The organism is Paeniglutamicibacter sulfureus, assembly GCF_030512175.1.
In the GTDB taxonomy this organism is placed as follows: domain Bacteria; phylum Actinomycetota; class Actinomycetes; order Actinomycetales; family Micrococcaceae; genus Paeniglutamicibacter; species Paeniglutamicibacter sulfureus.
This window is the reverse complement of record NZ_JAULBL010000001.1, coordinates 674,694-695,719: the sequence shown is the minus strand read 5'-3', so window position 1 is coordinate 695,719 and position 21,026 is coordinate 674,694. Positions and strand designations below refer to the sequence as shown.

General features: G+C 63.3%; 19 protein-coding genes and 1 pseudogene. 14 read left to right on the top strand and 6 right to left on the bottom strand.

The window, feature by feature from the left end:
• Positions 1 to 40 precede the first annotated feature (40 nt).
• Entirely contained in the window at positions 41 to 250 is a 210-nt protein-coding gene (locus Q2T94_RS03045) for a Flp family type IVb pilin (RefSeq protein WP_302262823.1), read from the bottom strand.
• Positions 251 to 1,072: 822 nt separating this feature from the next.
• On the opposite strand from Q2T94_RS03045, the gene Q2T94_RS03040 reads away from it, so the two are divergent.
• The 3 genes from Q2T94_RS03040 (at position 1,073) to Q2T94_RS20505 (ending at position 2,497) form a co-directional block, all read left to right on the top strand.
• The gene (locus tag Q2T94_RS03040; RefSeq protein WP_302262822.1) at positions 1,073 to 1,429 is read left to right on the top strand and encodes a VOC family protein; all 357 of its coding nucleotides are present in this window, start codon (positions 1,073 to 1,075) and stop codon (positions 1,427 to 1,429) included.
• A gap of 529 nt (positions 1,430 to 1,958) precedes the next feature.
• Positions 1,959 to 2,369, top strand: coding sequence for an NYN domain-containing protein (locus Q2T94_RS03035; RefSeq protein WP_302262821.1), 411 nt, complete (start codon positions 1,959 to 1,961; stop codon positions 2,367 to 2,369).
• On the top strand, positions 2,306 to 2,497 hold the full coding sequence (locus tag Q2T94_RS20505; protein WP_367281515.1) for an NYN domain-containing protein: 192 nt from the start codon (positions 2,306 to 2,308) through the stop codon (positions 2,495 to 2,497). The genes Q2T94_RS03035 and Q2T94_RS20505 overlap by 64 nt, the downstream gene beginning before the upstream one ends.
• An 857-nt stretch (positions 2,498 to 3,354) precedes the next feature.
• Here the strand turns inward: Q2T94_RS20505 and Q2T94_RS03025 are convergent.
• Positions 3,355 to 4,310: pseudogene (locus tag Q2T94_RS03025) on the bottom strand (N,N-dimethylformamidase beta subunit family domain-containing protein).
• Positions 4,311 to 4,703: 393 nt separating this feature from the next.
• On the opposite strand from Q2T94_RS03025, the gene Q2T94_RS03020 reads away from it, so the two are divergent.
• The 5 genes from Q2T94_RS03020 (at position 4,704) to Q2T94_RS03000 (ending at position 8,906) form a co-directional block, all read left to right on the top strand.
• Entirely contained in the window at positions 4,704 to 5,228 is a 525-nt protein-coding gene (locus tag Q2T94_RS03020; RefSeq protein WP_302262818.1) for a hypothetical protein, read from the top strand.
• Between the two features lie 182 nt (positions 5,229 to 5,410).
• Complete coding sequence (locus tag Q2T94_RS03015) at positions 5,411 to 6,157, top strand: exodeoxyribonuclease III (RefSeq protein WP_436836820.1); 747 nt, start codon at positions 5,411 to 5,413, stop codon at positions 6,155 to 6,157.
• Positions 6,158 to 6,173: 16 nt separating this feature from the next.
• Entirely contained in the window at positions 6,174 to 7,211 is a 1,038-nt protein-coding gene (gene trpS / locus Q2T94_RS03010; RefSeq protein WP_302262816.1) for a tryptophan--tRNA ligase, read from the top strand.
• A gap of 2 nt (positions 7,212 to 7,213) precedes the next feature.
• Positions 7,214 to 7,771, top strand: a complete 558-nt coding sequence (locus Q2T94_RS03005) for a 2'-5' RNA ligase family protein (protein WP_264268297.1) — start codon at positions 7,214 to 7,216, stop codon at positions 7,769 to 7,771.
• Complete coding sequence (locus tag Q2T94_RS03000) at positions 7,752 to 8,906, top strand: YihY/virulence factor BrkB family protein (protein WP_302262815.1); 1,155 nt, start codon at positions 7,752 to 7,754, stop codon at positions 8,904 to 8,906. The genes Q2T94_RS03005 and Q2T94_RS03000 overlap by 20 nt, the downstream gene beginning before the upstream one ends.
• Before the next feature lie 194 nt (positions 8,907 to 9,100).
• Here Q2T94_RS03000 and Q2T94_RS02995 read toward each other — a convergent pair whose 3' ends face one another.
• Genes Q2T94_RS02995 through sdhC form a run of 4 tightly spaced genes read right to left on the bottom strand, consistent with a single transcriptional unit; the run spans position 9,101 to position 12,574 of the window.
• Complete coding sequence (locus Q2T94_RS02995) at positions 9,101 to 9,883, bottom strand: succinate dehydrogenase iron-sulfur subunit (RefSeq protein WP_264268295.1); 783 nt, start codon at positions 9,881 to 9,883, stop codon at positions 9,101 to 9,103.
• A complete protein-coding gene (gene sdhA, locus Q2T94_RS02990; protein WP_264268294.1) occupies positions 9,883 to 11,670 on the bottom strand; it encodes a succinate dehydrogenase flavoprotein subunit in 1,788 nt (595 codons plus the stop codon). Before sdhA ends, Q2T94_RS02995 begins: the two co-directional genes overlap by 1 nt.
• Before the next feature lie 58 nt (positions 11,671 to 11,728).
• Complete coding sequence (locus Q2T94_RS02985; RefSeq protein WP_264268293.1) at positions 11,729 to 12,175, bottom strand: succinate dehydrogenase hydrophobic membrane anchor subunit; 447 nt, start codon at positions 12,173 to 12,175, stop codon at positions 11,729 to 11,731.
• Between the two features lie 3 nt (positions 12,176 to 12,178).
• The gene (sdhC, locus tag Q2T94_RS02980; RefSeq protein WP_217388615.1) at positions 12,179 to 12,574 is read right to left on the bottom strand and encodes a succinate dehydrogenase, cytochrome b556 subunit; all 396 of its coding nucleotides are present in this window, start codon (positions 12,572 to 12,574) and stop codon (positions 12,179 to 12,181) included.
• A 250-nt stretch (positions 12,575 to 12,824) separates the two neighbouring features.
• On the opposite strand from sdhC, the gene Q2T94_RS02975 reads away from it, so the two are divergent.
• The 6 genes from Q2T94_RS02975 to Q2T94_RS02950 all read left to right on the top strand — a co-directional run bounded on the left by Q2T94_RS02975 (position 12,825) and on the right by Q2T94_RS02950 (position 21,023).
• On the top strand, positions 12,825 to 13,937 hold the full coding sequence (locus Q2T94_RS02975; protein WP_264268292.1) for a mannose-1-phosphate guanylyltransferase: 1,113 nt from the start codon (positions 12,825 to 12,827) through the stop codon (positions 13,935 to 13,937).
• A 206-nt stretch (positions 13,938 to 14,143) separates the two neighbouring features.
• Positions 14,144 to 15,349 (top strand): amidohydrolase, encoded by a 1,206-nt coding sequence (locus Q2T94_RS02970; protein ID WP_264268291.1) that lies wholly within the window; start codon positions 14,144 to 14,146, stop codon positions 15,347 to 15,349.
• 275 nt (positions 15,350 to 15,624) lie between these two features.
• Complete coding sequence (locus tag Q2T94_RS02965) at positions 15,625 to 16,719, top strand: BMP family lipoprotein (protein ID WP_302262813.1); 1,095 nt, start codon at positions 15,625 to 15,627, stop codon at positions 16,717 to 16,719.
• A gap of 208 nt (positions 16,720 to 16,927) precedes the next feature.
• Entirely contained in the window at positions 16,928 to 18,484 is a 1,557-nt protein-coding gene (locus tag Q2T94_RS02960) for an ABC transporter ATP-binding protein (protein ID WP_264268289.1), read from the top strand.
• Positions 18,485 to 18,519: 35 nt separating this feature from the next.
• Positions 18,520 to 19,743 carry an ABC transporter permease gene (locus tag Q2T94_RS02955; RefSeq protein ID WP_302263352.1) on the top strand — a complete coding sequence of 408 codons (1,224 nt, stop codon included), beginning with the start codon at positions 18,520 to 18,522 and terminating at the stop codon, positions 19,741 to 19,743.
• Entirely contained in the window at positions 19,740 to 21,023 is a 1,284-nt protein-coding gene (locus tag Q2T94_RS02950) for an ABC transporter permease (protein ID WP_264268288.1), read from the top strand. The genes Q2T94_RS02955 and Q2T94_RS02950 overlap by 4 nt, the downstream gene beginning before the upstream one ends.
• Positions 21,024 to 21,026 lie beyond the last annotated feature (3 nt).

The window sequence follows — 21,026 nt, the reverse complement described above, 5'->3', positions numbered from 1 at the left end:
TGACCAGCAACCCGGTGAACCACGTCTGCTACCGCAGTTCCTAAGCGTTACCCCCGGGGATGGCGGTGACTACCTGTTGGAACAGCCCTCTGATGTCCTCGCCGAGGAACCCCACCGCCGCAATGATCACAACCGCGATCAGCCCGACCATGATGCCGTACTCAACGGCGGTGGCCCCCTTTTCCTCGCGGCGCAGCCTGCCGGCGACGGTGGACAGGCCAATGTAGATGTTTGCGAACAAGGTGTTCATGATGAAACTCCATTTTCTACGTCAAGAAGGTGCGAAATTCTTTCGCCCCCAGCGAATCATTCTTGATGAGAAATTTTGGCGGAATGAAGTGGTCCCCAAGATAAATTAGACCCCATTAGATGCCAATTACGTTTTGTAATCCCCCCAGGCGGTTCCCCAACCGCTGGCATCTGATTTGGAGTCTAGGAGAGTTGTTTGAACTTGTAAAGCCTTCGTGTTGACTCATGAAAAGTGCTCGCGAAATGGGGTGCGTGCCTTTCGCGAGCATCTTGACATGGCTTCAAGATTTATTCTCTGTTCATTTTTTTGTGTTGGGAACATTGATTTACCACAGGGTGATCGGTTTGGATGGGAAGCAGTTCGAAGTTTTGAGCTCGCTAGTGTTTAGTCTTCTGCGCTTGAAATGATTCGCGCCGGCGAGATGAGACAGTGAGCATCGAGAATCGGCAGCAGGGCATGAACGGGCGAATCCTGGGTGATCTGCTAACCGGGTCGGCCGTAGCCATCGGTACCGCTGCGCGTGGGGGAGCGTCGAGTGTACGAGCTTCTGCAATCGGTGGCCAAGGGGCGGCCACGGTATTACTTCGGCCTTCGTTCCCTTGCCCCCATCCGTGGCAATCGCTAGTCAAATACTTCAAGCCTTGCTCGGCAAGGAACGCACTCCGCCGGCTGATCGGGCTCAAGACTCGAGCCCATGAGTATGGACCAGGCATTCGCGAACAACTATTTTCGACTGAACTGACTCTGGCCGCGAATGAACCTGCGGCGCATACTGGTGGGGCAGGAAAACCCACACAAACCAGAACCTGGAAGGGTGCGGACATGGTTGGCTCATGGCAAGCATTGGTTATTGACTGCGAAGACCCCGATAGCTTGGCCAGTTTTTACGAGGAGCTGCTGGGCATGGTTCGCGTGGAAAACGACGACGATTGGGTAGGCATTGGCGATGCCCCGAATCGCCCGGCAATAGCCTTCCAACGTGTGGATCCATACGTCGCACCGGAGTGGCCTGGGCATCTTCATCCGCAGCAGGCCCACATTGACGTCAGGGTCAAGGACCTTGACCTGGCCGAAACTGAAGTTCTGTCCATGGGTGCAACGTCCATGGGAACTGGCTCGAAGACTTACCGTGTCTATCTCGATCCGCAGAAGCATCCTTTTTGCTTGGTCAGCTGGTGATCCCCGACGTGGTGGAAACCCTCCGGCCGGCGGCGGAGGAGTAGCTCGATAAGCGTCCTCAAATGTCGCGTACACCATCAGGGTGTGACGCCCAAGCCTGCCCATGACGAGTAGGCGAACGTTTTCACGGTCGTTGCTGTGGAGACTGCGCCCGATTTCATTGGTAGTGTGCCCCGCGCTGAGCTTCGTCAGCACTTGCAATTCACGGGGGCGACGGACTACTGAATCTCGAGCATTGTCCTGAATCAGAACGGGGCGGGCGGTCTTCTCCTGATGGCAGTGCATTCAATCTCGGCTACGACTTCTGGTGTGGCGTCTTGGCCCCCCTCAGGCACCTCTCAGTGCGGAGATGATGCTTGGTGGGGCCCGCGTCGCCCCGGAATGTGGCAGCACCTATTTTCAAATCCAACGTCGTGGGGACGGCCGGTGGTTTTTTGCGGATTCTCTGCCAAGATGATGAAACGACGAATCGCGCGCAGTGGGCCTTGGGGAAGATATCCATCGTGCGAACGAATGGGGGATTGGAAGCATGGGCATGGGGGATGCCAAATCTGTCAGGCGCAATGTCGCCGTTTTCCTTGACATGGAAAACCTTGTGGGAGGCAAGGCAGCGGAAGCGACCGGGCTGCGGCTCGGTGAGCTGGTTACCGGAATTGAAAACATCGTGCGGAAATCGGACGTGGCTTCGCAGACCGCCGTGGTGCGCGCCTATGAGCATTGGGGAAGCCCTGTGATGGCCGGGTTCCAGCGCGAGATCCTGAAATTCGGGGTGGATCCGGTCCAGATCTTTTCGTTTGACAAGAACGTCAAAAATGCCGCCGACATCGAATTGTGTGTTGACGTTTGTCGTTGGCTCACGAGTCGCCCTGGATCGAAGTGTTTGTCATCGCGACCGGTGATGGCGGGTTCATTCCGTTGGTCCGCAGGCTCCATGCGCTGAACAAGTACGTGGTGGTGGTGTCGACCGATGACCCGGAATCCGGGGTGGTCAATGCCCTCCTGAAAACGGTTGCCGATGAATATCACCAGGTTCCAATGTCACAGGTGTCTGTGAAATCCCAGATGTAGCCAGTGTATGCGTCTGCACATCCGATCGCTTCGCGGGCCAAGGTGCTTCCGAAGGTCGTCGTCAAGAAAACGCCCGAGAAAGTGAAGCCCAGACCCACACCCAATAAAGCCCCAGAAAAGCCGGCTTCAGAGCTGGCGAAGATTGCAGACACAAAAGTTTTACGCCGTGCGATTCTGGTGATCATCAAGAGTAACCCGGATCTCGTGGTCTCGAATCAAGTCAATACGGGTGCCTTGAGTCTCCGCCTTCAGAGCGAGTACCCCCAACTCAGTTACAAGGCCTGCGGGTCCAAGACCTTGGGTGCCTTCTTGAGAGACCACTGTGCCCTGGCCGTGCTCAAGAATCAAGCCGTTCAAGTGCCTGTCCCAACTATCGTTGTGCCTAAGTCCACGACATTGCCCGCCCCGATACCGACGACGGGAGTGCCGACTCCAAGCCGGAAATTCTTAGTGCACGCGGTCCGCAAGCAATTTACGGACGGGGCTCTTGGCCCTGACGTCAGGGCCACCGGACCGGCAGGGTTGAAACTAAGTCTGATCGGATCGAAACTGAGAGCCGCCATCCCGGGGTTTAGTTCGCCAAACGACGGGTTAAGTAATGGCTTGCTTGGGCGCTCGCCGTCATCACCGTGCTCATGGGGGCAAGGATTGCCATTAATGGGCTGCTCTGGACAGGAACATATGGCCGGCGGGCCTGACCCGTTGTCGGGGGACTCGTTGGATTCATAGCCCACGGTATGCGGTGCCAGGTCCTGGCTGGTCCCGGGTGCCGGGCCGGTAAGGGGAGTGTTGCGCCAGAGCCGGGTCTATCCCTCGCTTGCATCGACAGTGAACGGCGATTCGCCGTTGTTCACGAATCACAGGGAACCGGTCAACGCGTTCTCGGGCTGTCCTGCACCGGCGCTCGCCGAGGTAATGCGCGGATCCCGGGTGGTCACGGTCCACTGCGGGTCGGGGTCGATCTCGGCGTTGGCCCAGGTTTCCTTGTAGCTGACCAATGTCCGGTAGGCAGGGCCGTCAGTGATCGAGGCCTCGTACCGAGTTCGCCTGTAGGCTTCGTTGCCCGAGAGGAACTGCAGGTTCATCCCGGTATCACGCGCACCTTCGATGTTGTCCCACTGCTTGAAGGGCCAGTAATCGTCGTGCCCACCGAGAGGAACGCCGTGTGGTTGGTCGACAGGTTTCCGCGGCGTTTGGTGTCGACTCCGCTGAAGTAGCTCACGACGTAGCCGTTGCGCTCGAGGAACCGCACCTGCGGGTGTTCGCTCCCGAAGTAGAAGTCGCGCGCCTCGATCCCGCCGCCGGTGTTGAATGGGCGGTTGTAGCTGACCTTGTGGGCGCGCCCGTTGGCTGCGCCCCGGTCGAAGCTGGATCCGCCGTACGTATTGTGGGCGTGTCCGTTAGGATTCGAGGTCTGGAAGGCTACGTCGGATTGGCTGGAATCGTCGCGAACAATGAAGGTGATGTGGCTCTGGTTATCGCGCTCGGCCCAGTCGAGCTTGGCCACGTAGACGCCCGATACCGCATCGACCGGCACGTTCCAGCTGGCAGACACCCCCCAGTTTCCGCAGTCCACCAATTCGGTGGTCATATCGTTGCAGCAGTCCGGCTGGTTCTGCGGCAGCGACGCACTGGGGCTCACCGAGGCGACCTTGCGGGCACCGAGCCCCGGGTTCCGCCCGGTGCGGTAGATGTCGATGGTGTAGGCGTCGGCGTTGGTGCCGATCTTGAAATCAACCCGGGATCCGACAGAGTCGCTGATGCCGGTCGCAAAACCCTGGATGATGGCATCGCCCGGCCCACGATGTCCCATTCGTCCGGATCCGCTTCTGGCTGGAAGTATTCGCAAACAATCATGATGGCCCCGGGCGCACAAGGATCTGCCGCCAACGAGCTGGGGGCCGTCAGGGTGACTGTGCCCATGGCCAGTGCACTGGCCAACGTGAGAAAACGCCGGGATTTCCTGGCCGGGGGAGAAAGAGTGCCCTTGGAATGGTTAGGATGCGCGTGCCTGCGCCTACCGGGCCCCAAAATCCAAACGACAGTGCCACGATTTTTCCCCACGAATCTGCGCGTGCGACCTTGGCCGCGCCAAGTCCCCATTCTCTCGTATGTGGCTTGAGTGCAGGATTTCGGCAATTAAGCTGACAAGCGTAATTCGTGCCCGGATTCGGTCCTGCCGCTGCGTGTTTGAGAGAATATAACCATGGAACCCCTCGGTAGTAGCTCGGCCCGCGCGCAGGGCAAAAAAATAACCATCAACGCCTCGACCCTCTCCTTCGCCGTCATGGTCACCATCTTCTTGGTGGCAGTCGTCTTCGCAGCGAACCAGAACGATGTCATCGGCTGGCTCGTTGTGGTGATTTCCTTGGGTTGGCTCCTGCTGTCGGCGTTCCTGGTCCTTGGACTCAAGCGGGGTGCGGCGAAGATGAGTACCCAGCTGAAGGCCGCCACAGCGGCAGCCGCCACCCGCGGCCAGGGAGGTCCAAGCACCAGCCCCGTCGTCATGGACGAGGCAACGCGGAATCGCGACCTGAAGCTTGACCACTCCTTCAAGATCATTCAGGTGCAGGTCGGCGTGGTGAACGAGTACCGGGCGCAGGGCGGCGAGGATGCCAAGGGCATGGTTGACCGCGCCCTGGAAACCATTGAGATCACCGCTTCCAACGCCCGTGACATGATGAAGCCCTCTGGCCGCGGAGAGCCCATGACCGGCGAGGTCATCGACTAAATATTCGGAGCCCTCGCCGGCACGGCGACACCCCGGCAGTGCCGGGGACAACCCCTCGAACAAATATCGATAAGGTGGATGGCGTGATACCTACCTCAGAAGAGATCCTGGCCAAGTCCGAGCGTGCGGTGCGCGTTGCCTCGGTGAACGTCAACGGCATCCGTGCTGCCTACAAGCGCAACATGGCCGACTGGATCGACGCCCGCGACACTGACATCCTCTGCCTGCAGGAGGTGCGCGCGCCGGATGCGATCGTGCGCGAGCTGGTCGGCGAGGGCTGGCACATTCTGCACGCCGAGGCCAAGGACAAGGGTCGCGCCGGGGTCGCGGTGCTTTCGCGTGCCGAGCCGACCGCCGTGCGCGGGCACATCGGCGAGGAGTACTTCGCCGAGTCCGGGCGCTGGGTGGAAGCGGACTTCACCATGGAGGACGGCAGCACGCTGTGCGTTGTCTCCGCCTATGTGCACTCCGGTGAGCTGAACACGCAGAAGCAGGTGGACAAGTACCGCTTCCTCGAGCGCATGAATGTGCGCCTGGTCGAGCTGAAGAGCGAGAAAGACCACGTGCTGGTGGTGGGCGACTTGAACGTCGTGCACACCGAGAAGGACATCAAGAACTGGAAGCCGAACCACAATAAGCGCGCCGGTGTCATGGACGAGGAGATCGCCTACTTCGACGGATTCTTTGGCGCCGAGATCGGCTACAAGGACGTGGCCCGCGAACTGGCCGGCCCCGACGCACAGGGCCCTTACACCTGGTGGTCCTTCCGCGGGCAGGCCTTCGACAACGATGCCGGGTGGCGCATCGACTACCACATGGCCACCGCAGACCTCACGGCGAAGGCCATCAAGTCCCATGTGGATCGCGCCTCGGCCTACGATTTGCGCTTCTCCGACCACGCTCCGCTGGTCGTCGACTACCAGTTTTAAAGGACCCACCCCACGCATGAGCGAAACACTGGCCACCACCACCCGTCCGCGCGTCCTGTCGGGCATGCAGCCCTCGGCCGATTCCCTGCACCTGGGCAACTACCTGGGCGCCCTGGTCAACTGGGTCAAGGCCCAGGACGACTACGAGGCGTTCTTCTTCATCCCGGACATGCACGCCATCACAGTGCCGCAGGATCCGGCCGACTTGCGCAACCGCACCCGGGTCACCGCCGCCCAGTACATCGCCGGCGGCATCGACCTGGAGAAGTCAACGCTCTTCGTCCAGTCGCAGGTGCCCGAGCACGCGCAGCTTGCCTGGGTGCTGAACTGCATCACCGGCTTCGGCGAGGCCAGCCGGATGACGCAGTTCAAGGACAAGAGCTCCAAGGGCGGTGCCGACGTCGCGTCGGTGGGGCTGTTCACCTACCCGGTGCTCATGGCCGCGGACATCCTCCTGTACCAGCCCCAGGGCGTCCCGGTGGGCGATGACCAGCGCCAGCACGTGGAGCTGGCCCGCGACCTGGCCACCCGCTTCAACCACCGCTTTGGCGAGACCTTCGTGGTGCCGGAGGCCTTCATCAAGAAGGAAGGCGCCCGCATCTACGACCTGCAGGCCCCGACCTCCAAGATGTCCAAGTCCGCCTCCAGCCCCAACGGCCTGATCAACATCCTGGACGAGCCGAAGCTGGTGGCCAAGCGCATCAAGTCCGCCGTCACCGACGCCGACACCGTCGTGGCCCACGACCGGGCCAACAAGCCCGGGGTCACGAACCTGCTGGAGATCCTCTCGGCAGTGACCGGAACCCCGATCCCGGCGCTGGTCACCGAGTTCGAGGGCAAGATGTACGGCCACCTGAAGGTCGCAGTGGCGGAGGCGGTCGTCGAGGCGCTGACCCCGGTGCGGGCCCGGACCCTTGAACTGCTCCAGGACCCGGCAGAGTTGGATTCGCTCCTTGCCGCCGGCGCCCTCAAAGCCCGCGAGGTTGCCTCCAAGACGCTGGCAGACGTGTACGAGCGCGTTGGCTTCATGGCTCCCCTGGGAGAGATCCGCTAGCAATGGGCACCAATGCAGGGGAAACGACCGGCACCGACGTCGCGCAGGCGACGGCCCTCGGGGTGGTCATTGAGATCCCTGCACCGCACGACGCAGCATTGCGCACGTGGCTCCGTCGCTACGGCGGCGTGGCGGCAGCGGCCGTCGCCCCACACATCACCCTGGTCTCCGGCTCCACCACCGACTGGGATTCCGCGGTGGAGCATGTTCACAAGGTGGCTGCCCAGGCGGAGCCCTTCGAGGTCAGCCTGCGCGGGACCGGGACGTTTAGGCCCATCACTCCGGTGGTGTTCCTGAACGTGGAGAACGGCGCCGATTCGTGCAGTGAACTGCACGACGCGTTGGTTGACGGTCCCATGCGGCACGAGGTGGCCTACGGCTACCACCCGCACCTCACGATCGCCCACGAGGTCGAAGAGGCTGTCATGGACCTGGCCCAGGAAGAACTCAAGGGCGAATCCCTGAGCTTCACGGTCCAAAGAATTGGTCTCTTTGCCCTCGATGCCACCGGTGCCTGGTCGCTTCGTGAGGAGCTGGGTCTTGGCGGGCCGTCGAGCTAAGGGAACCACGGCGCCGGCTTGGGACACGGCCGACGACGTTGAGCCGGCCGCTTCGGCGAGTACGTCCATTGACCCCGTTGCCGGGGAACTTGGAACCCGGGCCCCAGGCGTGGTGGCCCGCCGCTTTGTCGGCGCTCCGGTCGTGGCCCCGCCTTCCCCTCTGGACCCGCGGGCACTTCACGCCTTCATCCGGCTGAAGGCGCAGGAACTTTACCAAGCGCGTGCCTCCGGCACGCCGTGGCTGCGGTTCAAGGCCTTCTGCCTCCTGCTCACCGCCAGGTTCTACGCGCTCTACCCCCTGAGGGTCTGGAACCTCTACGTCAGGCGCCGCGGACCGTTGCTGGCCGCCGGCAGCGCGTACCGGATGTTCTTCTCGATCGCCGCGATGCTCGTGGCGGGGTTCGCCGTGCTGGGAATGTTTGCCAGCGAGAACCCGGTGCTGCGCGACGGCGTGATCGCCATGGTCGCGGCCGGCACACCCGGACTGCTTGACACCGGCCACGGGGGACTGGCCAACCCGGAACAACTCCTGGGCTTTCGCAGTTTCGGGCTCACCCTTGCCGTTTCCCTGGGCGCCTTGGTCTTCACGTCGTTGGGCTGGCTGTCCGGCCTTCGCGAGGGCATCCGCACCATCCTTGGCCTGCATCGGGACCGCTCCAACCCGGTGGTGTCCAAGCTGCGCGACGCATTGCTGTTGCTGGTCCTGGCAGTGGCCCTGATTGCCTCGAGCACCTTGGCCATTGCCAGTTCCTCGATGGTTGAATCCCTGTCGGCAGTACTCCACCTCAATGGGTGGTGGACCAACGCGTTGAGCAGGGTGGGCTTCGTCGTGGCGATGTTCGGCCTGGATTGCGCCACCGCATGGGTGCTCTTGCGGGTGGCTTCACGGGCCAAGGTCATTGACGGGGGACTGGCGGGTGGCGTCCTGCTGGCGGGAGCCGGTGCAACGATCCTGCGCTTCCTCTCCGCCATGCTGCTGGCCTCCTTGACCAACAATGCCGTGCTGGCGCCCTTTGCCGTGATCCTCGGGTTGTTCGTCTGGTTCAACCTGCTCGGACACGTGTACCTGCTCTCGGCGGCCGTCGTGGCCGTTCGCTCGGCGGACGTGGAACGCGCTCGCGCCAAACGCGCCTGACCGGCAAAGCAGGGCTTCCGCCTTCCCTGGACACCCCCACATGGGCCCGCGCATGGGGTCCTGCCCCATGGCATGAGAATGGACTGCGCGGATGGCCGTCCCGTCGCCCGCCCACCCCCAGATACTGCGTTAAAGCAGTGTGGCCCGGCCTCCCCTCGAAGGGATGCCGGGCCACACGGGCGCCTAGTTGGAAACTAGATGGAACGGGCCAGGATGGCCTGCTTGACCTCGGCGATTGCCTGGGTCACCTGGATGCCGCGCGGGCATGCTTCGGTGCAGTTGAAGGTGGTGCGGCAGCGCCACACACCTTCCTTGTCGTTCAGGATCTCCAAGCGCATGTCGCCCGAATCATCGCGCGAGTCGAAGATGAAGCGGTGTGCGTTAACGATTGCCGCCGGGCCGAAGTACTGGCCATCGGTCCAGAAGACCGGGCAGGAAGAGGTGCACGCGGCGCAGAGGATGCACTTGGTGGTGTCCTCGAACTTGGCGTGGTCCTCTGCCGACTGGTAGCGCTCCGCCGAGGGCTCGTGGCCCTTGTTGATCAGGAACGGCATGATCTCGCGGTAGGACTGGAAGAACGGCTCCATGTCGACGATGAGGTCCTTTTCAAGGGGCAGGCCCTTGATGGCTTCAACGGTGATCGGCTTGGAGTGGTCCAGGTCCTTGAGCAGGGTCTTGCAGGCCAGGCGGTTGCGGCCGTTGATGCGCATGGCATCGGAGCCGCAGACGCCGTGGGCGCAGGAACGGCGGAAGGACAGCGAACCGTCGTGGTCCCACTTGACCTTGTGCAGGGCATCCAGCACGCGGTCGGTGCCGTACATGGTCAGCTCAAAGTCTTCCCAGTACGCGTCTGCAGTGGTCTCCGGCAGGTACCGGCGGACGCGCAAGGTGATGTTGAACTGCGGGATTTCTCCGCCGCCGCCAACACCTGGCTTCAGCTCAATCTTCGATGCTGGTTCCGGAAGTTCCGTGCTCATTAGTACTTACGCTCCATCGGCTGGTAACGGGTGAAGATGACGGGCTTGGTTTCCATGCGGATGCCGGAAATGCCCTCGGTGGTGGCCGTTGCATCGCGGTAGGACATCGAGTGCTTCATGAAGTTCTCGTCGTCGCGGTTCGGGAAGTCCTCGCGGTAGTGACCGCCGCGGGATTCCTTGCGGTACATGGCGGCCGCGGTCATGACCTCGGCCATGTCCAGCAGGAAGCCAAGCTCGATGGCCTCAAGCAGGTCGAGGTTGAATCGCTTGCCCTTGTCCTGGACCGAGACGTTCTTGTAGCGCTCGCGCAGTTCCTCAATGACCACGAGTGCACGGTTCATCGAGTCCTTGTCGCGGAACACCTGGACGTTGGCGTCCATGATGTCCTGCAGTTCCTTGCGCAAGACGGCAACGCGCTCGGTTCCGGTGGAGTTGATCATGGCATCGATCTGGTTGGCAGTGAATGCCTCCGGATCCTCTGGAAGCTCAACGAACTCGGCGCCCAGGGCGTACTTGGCAGCGGAGATGCCGGCGCGCTTGCCGAACACGTTGATGTCCAGCAGCGAGTTGGTGCCCAGGCGGTTGGATCCGTGCACCGAAACGCAGGCAACCTCGCCGGCGGCGAAGAGGCCCGGGATCACGGTGTCGTTGTCCTGGAGGACCTCGGCTTCGATGTTGGTAGGGATGCCGCCCATGACGTAGTGCGCGGTCGGGAAGACCGGCACCGGCTCGGTGTACGGCTCCACGCCCAGGTAGGTGCGGGCGAACTCGGTGATGTCCGGGAGCTTGGCATCGATGTGTGCCGGCTCCAGGTGGGTCAGGTCGAGCAGCACGTAGTCCTTGTTCGGGCCACAGCCGCGGCCTTCGCGCACCTCGTTGGCCATCGACCGGGCGACGATGTCACGCGGTGCGAGGTCCTTGATGGTGGGGGCGTAGCGCTCCATGAAGCGCTCACCTTCCGAGTTTCGCAGGATGGCGCCTTCGCCACGGGCTGCTTCGGAGAGCAGAATGCCCAGGCCGGCCAGGCCGGTCGGGTGGAACTGCACGAATTCCATGTCCTCGAGCGGGATGCCCTTGCGGAAGGCGATGCCCATGCCGTCGCCGGTCAGGGTGTGGGCGTTCGAGGTGGTCTTGAAGACCTTGCCGGCGCCGCCGGTGGCGAAGATGACGGACTTGGCCTGGAAGACGTGGAGTTCGCCGGTGGCCAGGTCGTAGGAAACCACGCCTGCAACGCGCTTCTGCTTGTAGGCGGTGCCGTCCTCGCGGAAGGCATCCTCCTCAACCATGAGCATGTCCAGGACGTAGTACTCGTTGTAGAACTCAACGTTGTGCTTGACGCAGTTTTGGTACAGCGTCTGCAGGATCATGTGTCCGGTGCGGTCGGCTGCATAGCACGCGCGGCGCACGGCGGCCTTGCCGTGGTCGCGGGTGTGGCCGCCGAAGCGGCGCTGGTCGATCTTGCCTTCCGGGGTTCGGTTGAACGGAAGACCCATCTTTTCCAGGTCGAGCACAGCGTCGATGGCTTCCTTCGCCATGACCTCGGCTGCGTCTTGGTCAACCAGGTAGTCCCCGCCCTTGACGGTGTCAAAGGTGTGCCATTCCCAGTTATCTTCTTCTACGTTGGCCAAGGCCGCACACATGCCACCCTGTGCCGCACCGGTGTGCGAGCGGGTTGGGTAAAGCTTGGTGAGAACGGCCGTACGTGCGCGCTGGCCGGATTCAATGGCCGCGCGCATGCCTGCGCCGCCTGCTCCGACGATCACGACGTCGTACTTGTGTACCTGCATACCTGATGCTCTCTTTTCTTGAATTCTCTGCTTCAGCGAACGAACGGGGAGCCGAAGATTACTGGCAAGCCGCGATGGTGTTACCGGCGATGCAGGGATCGAAGGTGAAGATCACCAGGGTGCCCATGACGACGATGACAATGGTCGCAACGTAGAGGATGCCCTTGAGCCACACGCGGGTGGCAGGCTTCTCGGCGTAGTCATTGATGATGGTGCGCACGCCGTTGGTGCCGTGGAGCATGGCCAGCCAGAGCATTGCCAGGTCCCAGAACTGCCAGACCGGATCGGCCCACTTGCCGGCGACGAAGCCGAAGTCGATGGCGTTGATGCCGTCGCCGACCATGAGGTTCGCAAAGAGGTGTCCGAAGATCAAGACGACCAGTGCGACGCCGGAGAGGCGCATGAAGAGCCATGCGACCATTTCGAAGCTGCCGCGCGACTTGCGGGCGCGGTTGTACTTCGGATCGATGCGTTGGCTGCGGGGTGCAGCGATTTCTGCCGACATGGGTTAGTGACCTCCAAAGGCGAGTGACAGGTGGCGGATGGAGAATGCCACCATGGTGATGACCCAGAGGGCCAAAACGCCCCAGAGCATCTGGCGGTGGTACTTGGTTCCCGACTTCCAGAAGTCGACCAGGATCAGGCGCAAGCCGTTGAACGCGTGGAAGACGATGGCAGCGACGAGGGCGGTTTCACCCAGGGCCATCAGCGGGTTCTTGTACGTGGACATGACCGCGTCGTAGGCGCCGGGGGAGACCCGGACCAGGGACGTATCGAGCACGTGTACCAAAAGGAATAAGAATATTACGACACCCGTTACGCGGTGCCCCACCCAAGACCACATGCCTTCATGGCCGCGGTAGAGGGTGCCTGACGAAGCCTTCGACACTGAATTAACCTCCATGACTCGCAAGGGCGCATGTGTATTTTCCACACAATAAATTGACGCCTTGGTGCGAGCGTTCCTTGCCCGATCTTAGACCACCATCGACAAGGGTGCCCATTCTTTCGGCTATCCGTGTGAGTAGCCTCACCGGAACACGGGGCTGATCGGCTAAACATCCGGGAAATGCGCGAAATACATTAGATTCCAATGCTGTATTTCATGGGGGCCGGCACCGCTTTCCCGAGGTTCATCCATTAGCCTTAGTCGGATGAACGCTGAACTCATGGCACGATTCCACGGGGTCATCCCTGCAGGTGGTGTCGGCACCCGTCTGTGGCCGCTCTCGCGCGCCGCCGCCCCGAAATTCCTCCACGACCTGACCGGCTCCGGATCAACACTGATTCGGGCCACCTACGAGCGGTTGATCCCGCTGGCGGGCGACAACATCATGGTGGTCACCGGTCGCGCGCACCGCACCGCGGTGCTGGCGCAATTGCCGGAGCTCGGCGACCTGAACCTGGTCCTTGAGCCGGATCCCAAGGACTCCGCGGCAGCCATCGGCCTGGCCGCGGCGATCCTGTACCTGCGCAACCCGGAAACCATCATGGGTTCCTTCGCCGCGGACCAGGTCATCGTCCCGGTGGAGGTCTTCCAGGAGGCCGTGCGCGAGGCGATCCACACCGCTGCCACCGGCAAGATCGTCACCATCGGCATCCGTCCGACCCTGCCGTCCACCGGCTTCGGCTACATCCGGGCCGGGGAGCGCATGGACATCTCCGGCGCACCCACCGCGCGCGACGTGGTCGAGTTCGTGGAGAAGCCCGACGAGGACACCGCCCGCCGCTACCTCGCCGACGGCGGCTACCTGTGGAACGCAGGAATGTTCGTGGCCCCGGTGTCTCTGATGCTCGAGCACCTGCAGCGCAGCCAGCCGGAGCTGCACGCCGGCCTCATGGAAATCGCAGCCGCCTGGGAAACCGGCGATCGCGTGGCGACCATGGACCGGATCTGGCCAACGCTGCCCAAGATCGCCATCGACTACGCAGTGGCCGAGCCTGCCGCCGCGGCCGGGGACGTGGCCGTGATTCCCGGGGTGTTCAACTGGGACGACGTCGGAGACTTTGCCGCCATCGGCCGGCTGAATCCGGCCAGCGAGAAGACAGGCGTCACCGTGGTGGGCGCGAACCCGCGCGTGTACTCGGACAACGCGACCGGCGTGGTGGTCACCGACTCCAAGCGCGTGATTGCCCTGATCGGCATCCACGACGTGGTCGTGGTGGACACTCCCGACGCGCTGCTGGTCACCACCAAGGAACATGCCCAGTCGGTGAAGGGCACCGTGGAAAAGCTCAAGGCCGAGGGCGCCGTCGACGTGCTGTAGGTGCAGGGGCCGGAAGCCACCGGCACCTTCCGATGCCCCGCGGCAGTGCTGAAGAAGCGTTTGCCGCGGGGCATTTTCATTCGGCGAAAACGGTTGCGCATCAGCGTCCGCATTGAAAAGGAGGCGAAAGTGAGCGAGGCAACAATTGGAAGCGAACAGCGCAAGCTCAGGTCCCAGCGCGTATTGTCGGTAAGGTGCGCACGAGTATGAATGAAGACCTGAAGATCCCCTCCGTCAAGCCCTGGGTGAAGCCCATGGTTGGCGAGCTGGTGGCATTCCGTCGAGAGGTCCATGCGAATCCGGAGCTCTCGTTCGTGGAATACAAGACGACCGAACGGATCCTCACCCGGCTGCGCGAGGTGGGCTTGGCCCCTGTCGCACTGGAGGACACCGGCGCGTACGTAGACATCGGCGAGGGGCCCATCGCCCTGGCGCTGCGCGCGGACATCGATGCGCTGCCGATCCTGGAGGAGACGGGCCTGGACTACGCCTCGGTGGTGGACGGGGTTGCGCATGCCTGCGGCCACGACATCCACACCACCGTGATGCTCGGGGTTGCCAAAGTGCTCAAGGCCATCGACGACCAGTCGCCGCTGGGCGCGAGGATCCGCGTGATCTTCCAGCCCGCCGAGGAAAAGATGCCAGGCGGCGCACTGAACGTTATTGCCGCCGGCGTCTTGGACGACGTCCCGCGCATCGTGGCCTTGCACTGCGAGCCGCGCATCGACGCCGGAAAGATCGGCACCCGAATCGGCGCGATCACCAGCGCGTCCGACACCATCAAGATCGAACTCGTCGGCCGCGGCGGGCACACCTCCCGCCCGCACCTGACCGAGGACCTGGTCTTCGCGATGAGCCAGATCGCCACGAACGTGCCAGCTGTCCTGGGCCGGCGCATCGACGTGCGCAGCGCGGTCTCCGTGGTCTGGGGCCAAATCCATGCCGGCAGCGCTCCCAACGCGATCCCTGCCACCGGCTATTTGGCCGGAACAATGCGCTGCCTCGACGGGGAAGCGTGGAAGGGTGCCGGGGACCTACTGGACGAAGTGGTGCGCCAGGTGGCCAGCCCCTACGGGGTCGAGGTCAAGCTCGAGCACATCCGCGGCGTCCCCCCGGTGATCAACACCGAAGAGGAGACCGATCTCATTGAGGATTCGGCGCGCGCCGAGTTCGGTTCCGGATCCATCGTGCTCACCCCGCAATCCATGGGAGGGGAGGATTTCGCCTGGATGACCAGCAAGGTGCCCGGCGCCATGATGCGCCTGGGCACGCGAACCCGGGGCGGGGAAAACTACGACCTGCACCGCGGGGACTACATTCCCGACGAATCGGCCATCGAGGTGGGCGTGACGGTCATGGCCTCGGCAGCCCTCCGGGCCATCGAACAGCTGAGGTTGGCTACCGAGGAGTAGGTCCGATCCGTAGCGTTATCTGGTTGTAACCTTCTTCCATAATGCGTCAAGCGTTTTACAGGTTAGGCTATGTGGTTGTGAAGCCGTTCCTTCCGAACGCGTCCCGCTCACAATCGTGGGGGCCCGGGTCGTCGTGGGAAGCAGTGGATTCATGCCGGCGCGGCAAGTTGCCGGCGGCAGTGCCCCACCAATCGTGGGCATGGATTCTTTGCCGGGTAGCCCCGGGAATCCGGGCCACGGTACTTGTAGCTCGTAACTATATGGAGGAACTCCCTATGCGCAACATCAAGCGCAAGACCGGTATGGCTGCTGCCGTGCTCGGCATTTCTGCACTCGTCCTGACGGCCTGTGGCGCTGCCCCCGAGGAAGGCAACGGCGGCCCGGACGCGGCATCGGACTACTTGGGCTGCATCGTTTCCGACTCCGGCGGATTCGACGACCAGTCCTTCAACGAATCTTCCTTCCGCGGCCTGAGCAAGGCCGCTGAGGCGCTGGGCTTCACGCCGAAGACCGCCGAGTCCAAGGCCAACTCCGACTTCGCCACCAACCTCAACGGCATGATGGGGGCGGGCTGCAACCTCACCATCACGGTTGGCTTCCTGCTCGGCGATGCCACCAAGGCAGCTGCCGAGGCCAACCCCGACAAGCACTTCGCTATCGTCGACTTCGCCTACGACGAGCCGATCGAAAACGTGAAGCCGATTATTTACGACACGGCCCAGGCTGCCTACCTGGCCGGCTACGTGGCTGCGGCCCAGTCCAAGACCGGAACCGTCGCCACCTTCGGCGGCATCAAGATCCCGACCGTGACCATCTTCATGGACGGATTTGCCGACGGCGTCGACAAGTTCAACGCCGACAAGAACGAGAACGTGAAGCTGCTGGGCTGGGACAAGGACAAGCAGGACGGCACCTTCACCGGCGACTTCGAGAAGCAGGACAAGGGCAAGCAGGTCACCAAGAACTTCCTCGACCAGGGCGCCGACATCGTCATGCCCGTGGCAGGCCCGGTCGGCAAGGGCGCCGGTGCGGCCGTGAAGGAAGCCAACGCAGCGGGCAAGGACGCCCTGCTGGTGTGGGTCGACTCCGACGGCTACCTCACCGCACCGGACTACAAGGACATCATGCTGACCTCGGTCATCAAGACCATGGACACCGCGGTGGAGCAGGTCATCACCGAGGACCAGGCCGGCACCTTCGATTCTGAGGCATACGTGGGCACCCTGGAGAACACCGGCGTCGCGCTGGCTCCGTTCCACGACTTCGACTCCGAGGTCTCGGCCGAGACCAAGGCCGAGCTCGAGGCCCTGAAGGCCGGAATCATCGACGGTTCGATCAAGGTCGAATCGCAGGCCAGCCCGAAGGCCTAGCACCCCGCATATCCGGCGGGTTCCGGACACCGCACCACACGGCGCGCTGCCTGCCCCCTTGCACCTCCCGCAACACGTGGAGGTGGCAGTGGGGGCTGGCGGTGCGCCGTTGGCCTGCATAGTCTTGGAACCAGCTGGCACGGGCAATGCGGAGGGATGGCCCCATTGGGGCCACCACCGCTATCTGACAAGCAAGAATGGTGGTGTCGTGAAACTCGAACTCCAAGGAATTTCAAAGGCTTTTGGATCGTTCTACGCCAACGAGGACATCGACCTCGTCGTCGACGAAGGGCAGATCCACTGCCTGCTCGGCGAAAACGGTGCCGGCAAGTCGACGTTGATGAACGTGCTCTACGGCCTCTACGAACCGACGGCCGGACGCATCCTGGTGGACGGCAAACCGGTGACCTTCCGCGGCCCCGGCGATGCCATGGCCGCGGGCATCGGCATGGTGCACCAGCACTTCATGCTGGTCCCTGTCTTCACCGTGGCCGAAAACGTCGCCCTGGGGGCAGAGTCCACCAAGGGCGGCGGCTTCCTTGACCTGGAGGTCACCCGGAAAAAGATCCGGGAAATTTCCGACAAATACGGATTCCACGTCGACCCCGACGCGCTGGTCGAGGACCTGCCGGTGGGCGTGCAGCAGCGCGTGGAGATCATCAAGGCCCTGGTGCGCAACGCCGAGGTGCTGATCCTCGACGAGCCCACGGCCGTGCTGACCCCGCAGGAAACGGACGAGCTGCTGGACATCATGCGCCAGCTCAAGGCCAACGGCACCTCCATCGTCTTCATCTCGCACAAGCTGCGCGAGGTCAAGGCCGTCTCGGACGTCATCACCGTGATCCGCCGCGGCCGCGTCGTGGGCGATGCCGCACCGGATGCCGAGACCACCGAGCTGGCCTCGATGATGGTCGGCCGCGAGGTCAAGCTCACCATGGACAAGGACCCGGCCAACCCGGGCGAGGCGACCTTCAAGGTCAAGAACCTCACCGTCACCTCCATCACCGGCCAACACGTGGTCGATGACCTGAGCTTCGAGATCCGCCGCGGCGAGATTCTGGCCATCGCCGGGGTCCAGGGCAACGGACAAACCGAACTCACCGAGGCGATCCTTGGCATCCAGGACCGGGTCTCCGGCTCCATCACCCTGGAGGGCAAGGAACTGCTGGGTCGCAGCGTCAAGCAGGTCCTGGGCGCGGGCATCGGCTTCGTTCCCGAGGACCGCACCGCCGATGGGTTGGTTTCGGATTTCAGCATTGCCGAAAACCTGGTCCTGGACCTCTACGACAAGGCACCCTTCGCCAAGGGCATCTCGATGCGCCCGGCCCAGGTCGCGAAGAATGCGGCGTCCCGGGTCGCCGAGTTCGATGTGCGCACCCCATCGGCCGAGAACCTGGCTTCCTCCCTCTCGGGCGGCAACCAGCAAAAGGTCGTGATGGCCCGCGAGCTCTCCCGCCCGCTGCGTCTTTTCATCGCCTCCCAGCCCACCCGCGGTGTCGACGTGGGCTCCATCGAATTCCTGCACCGGCGCATCCTTGCCGAACGCGACGGCGGCACCCCGGTGATGATCGTGTCCACCGAACTCGACGAGGTGCTCCAGCTCGCCGACCGCATCGCCGTGATCTACAAGGGCAGGCTCATCGGCATCGTGGATGCGGACACCCCGCGAGATGTCCTGGGCCTGATGATGGCCGGCGTCTCGCCGACCGAAGCCGAAAGCGCCCACAAGGATTCCCCCGACGACATGGAAGGAGACTTCGCGTGAGCCAGAGCGAACTTTCCCCCGGCAGCCCTCCACCGCTGCACGCCAAAACCACCGAAGTGAAGCAGCGCAGCACCTGGGAGCGAATCACCCAGGGCCCGGGCCTCGTCTCGATCCTGGCGGTCATCGTGGCACTGGTGCTCGGCGGGCTGCTGATTGCCGTTACCGACCCCAAGGTCGCCACCACCGCCGGCTACCTCTTCTCGCGTCCCTCGGACTTTTTCCAGGCGTTGTGGGCGGCGGGAACCGACTCCTACGTCTCGCTCTTCCAGGGCTCGATCTACAATTCGCGCCAGGGCTTTGCTCCCTTCCTGGAAACCCTCACGGTTTCCACCCCGCTGATCTGCGCCGGCCTGGGCGTTGCCTTGGCGTTCCGCGCCGGGCTGTTCAACATCGGTGCCCAGGGCCAGATCATCATTGGTTCCGTCATGGCCTCCTATGCAGGTTTTGCCTGGCACCTGCCCTTCGGCCTGCACCTGCTGTTGGTGATCCTCATGGGCATCCTCGGCGGAGCGGTCTGGGGCGGTCTGGTGGGCCTGCTCAAGGCACGCACCGGTGCCCACGAAGTGATCCTCACGATCATGTTCAACTACGTGGCCCTGTACTTCCTTGACTTCCTGCTGAACACCGAGGCCTTCCAGCGCCCGGGGGAGACCAACCCGATTTCCCCCATCCTGGATCCCAGCGCCGTCTTCCCGGCGCTGCCCGGATCCCGCCTGCACCTGGGCTTCGTCATGGCCATCGCCTTGACAGTCCTGGTTGCCTGGATCCTGAAGCGCTCCACCATCGGCTTCGAGTTCCGCGCCGTGGGAGCCAATGCCGCTGCCGCTCGCACCGCCGGGGTCAACGTCGCGCGTTCCACCATCCTGGTGATGGCCATCGCCGGCGCCCTGGCCGGAGCCGCTGGCGTGGCCCAGGTGGCGGGCACCGAAAAGGTGCTCACCGCCGGCATCGCCGCATCCCTGGGCTTTGACGCGATCACGGTGGCGCTGCTGGGACGCTCCACCCCGTGGGGCACCTTCTTTGCCGGCCTGCTCTTCGGCGCCTTCCGTGCCGGGGCGGTGACCATGCAGATTTCCACCGGGACCCCCATCGACATCGTCCTGGTGGTCCAGTCGCTGATCGTGCTCTTCATTGCCGCACCGCCCCTGGTTCGCGCCATGTTCGGGCTGAACCGCAAGTCGAAGCACCAGACACCGAAGAAACCCAGGCACGAGGCGCCAGCGCCCGCTGCACCTGCCAGCCAAGGAGGTGGCGCATGAGCGCGCCGGCCCCAACCCTGTCCGCCAAGTCCCTGGTACATGCGCCGGTGGGCTGGAAGACCCCCATCATGCTCTCGGTCATCGGACTACTCTCACTGGTGTTCTTCGGCTTCGGCGGCTCCGCGCAAACCGCCACCTTCGGGATCTCCACCGGCGGCGACGTGTTCACCCTGCCAAACGTGGTGGTCCCTGGCATTGCCACCGGAATCGTGCTGGGCCTGGCCATGTGCGTGCTGGCCGGGTACTCGATCTTCATGACGCGCGAGCACCGACCCACCCCGGGCTGGGTGCCCATGGTCTTCGCGGCGCTGTTCATCTTCGCGTTCCTGGTCTGGGTCGTCTCCGGCGCCCGCACCCCGCAGATCTCCCTGGCCGGGCTGATTGCAGGGTCGGTGACCCTGGCGGTGCCATTGGTCTTCGGTTCGCTTTCCGGGGTCCTGTGTGAGCGCGCCGGCGTGGTCAACATCGCCATCGAGGGCCAGCTGCTCGGCGGCGCCTTCAGCGCCGCGATCATCGCCTCGGTGACGGGCAGCCCCTTGCTCGGCCTGCTCGCCGCAGCGGTGGCAGGCGCCCTGGTCTCGGTGGTGCTGGCCATCTTCTCCATCAAGTACGTGGTCAACCAGATCATCGTCGGCGTGGTGCTCAATGTGCTGGTCTCGGGCATTACCGGGTTCCTGTTCACCACCGTGATGCAGACCGACCCGGAACTCTACAACTCCCCGGGCCGCCTGACGGTCATCGAGATCCCCGTGCTCTCGGCCATCCCGATCATCGGCCCGATCCTTTTCCGCCAGTCCATCGTGGGCTACCTGATGTACATCGCCGTGGCGGCGGTGTGGATCGGGCTCTTCAAGACCCGCTGGGGGCTGCGCGTGCGCGCCGTGGGCGAACACCCCAAGGCCGCAGACACCCTGGGCATCAAGGTCAACGCCACGCGTTTCGTCAACGTGATCATGGGCGGGGCGATCGCCGGCATCGGCGGTTCCTTCTTCACGCTGGTGGCCATCGACTCCTTCACCAAGGAAATCTCCGGCGGGCGCGGCTTCATCGCCCTGGCCGCGGTGATCTTCGGACGCTGGAACCCCATCGGGGCCTTCTTCGCCGCACTGCTCTTCGGCTTCGCCGACAATCTGCAGTCGATCCTCACCATCATCGGCACCCCGGTGCCCAGCCAGTTCATGGCGATGCTGCCCTACGTGGTCACGGTCTTTGCCGTGGCCGGCCTGGTCGGCAAGTCACGGGCACCGGCTGCCACCGGCCAGCCCTACGTGAAGGGCTAGGGA

Excerpts from the sequence above, each read along its gene's own strand:
- Q2T94_RS03045 (WP_302262823.1), bottom strand. The coding sequence starts at position 250 with ATGAACACCTTGTTCGCAAACATCTACATTGGCCTGTCCACCGTCGCC.
- Q2T94_RS03040 (WP_302262822.1), top strand. The coding sequence starts at position 1,073 with ATGGTTGGCTCATGGCAAGCATTGGTTATTGACTGCGAAGACCCCGAT.
- Q2T94_RS03035 (WP_302262821.1), top strand. The coding sequence starts at position 1,959 with ATGGGCATGGGGGATGCCAAATCTGTCAGGCGCAATGTCGCCGTTTTC.
- Q2T94_RS03020 (WP_302262818.1), top strand. The coding sequence starts at position 4,704 with ATGGAACCCCTCGGTAGTAGCTCGGCCCGCGCGCAGGGCAAAAAAATA.
- Q2T94_RS03015 (WP_436836820.1), top strand. The coding sequence starts at position 5,411 with ATGGCCGACTGGATCGACGCCCGCGACACTGACATCCTCTGCCTGCAG.
- trpS (WP_302262816.1), top strand. The coding sequence starts at position 6,174 with ATGAGCGAAACACTGGCCACCACCACCCGTCCGCGCGTCCTGTCGGGC.
- Q2T94_RS03005 (WP_264268297.1), top strand. The coding sequence starts at position 7,214 with ATGGGCACCAATGCAGGGGAAACGACCGGCACCGACGTCGCGCAGGCG.
- Q2T94_RS02995 (WP_264268295.1), bottom strand. The coding sequence starts at position 9,883 with ATGAGCACGGAACTTCCGGAACCAGCATCGAAGATTGAGCTGAAGCCA.
- sdhA (WP_264268294.1), bottom strand. The coding sequence starts at position 11,670 with ATGCAGGTACACAAGTACGACGTCGTGATCGTCGGAGCAGGCGGCGCA.
- Q2T94_RS02985 (WP_264268293.1), bottom strand. The coding sequence starts at position 12,175 with ATGTCGGCAGAAATCGCTGCACCCCGCAGCCAACGCATCGATCCGAAG.
- sdhC (WP_217388615.1), bottom strand. The coding sequence starts at position 12,574 with ATGGAGGTTAATTCAGTGTCGAAGGCTTCGTCAGGCACCCTCTACCGC.
- Q2T94_RS02975 (WP_264268292.1), top strand. The coding sequence starts at position 12,825 with ATGAACGCTGAACTCATGGCACGATTCCACGGGGTCATCCCTGCAGGT.
- Q2T94_RS02970 (WP_264268291.1), top strand. The coding sequence starts at position 14,144 with ATGAATGAAGACCTGAAGATCCCCTCCGTCAAGCCCTGGGTGAAGCCC.
- Q2T94_RS02965 (WP_302262813.1), top strand. The coding sequence starts at position 15,625 with ATGCGCAACATCAAGCGCAAGACCGGTATGGCTGCTGCCGTGCTCGGC.
- Q2T94_RS02950 (WP_264268288.1), top strand. The coding sequence starts at position 19,740 with ATGAGCGCGCCGGCCCCAACCCTGTCCGCCAAGTCCCTGGTACATGCG.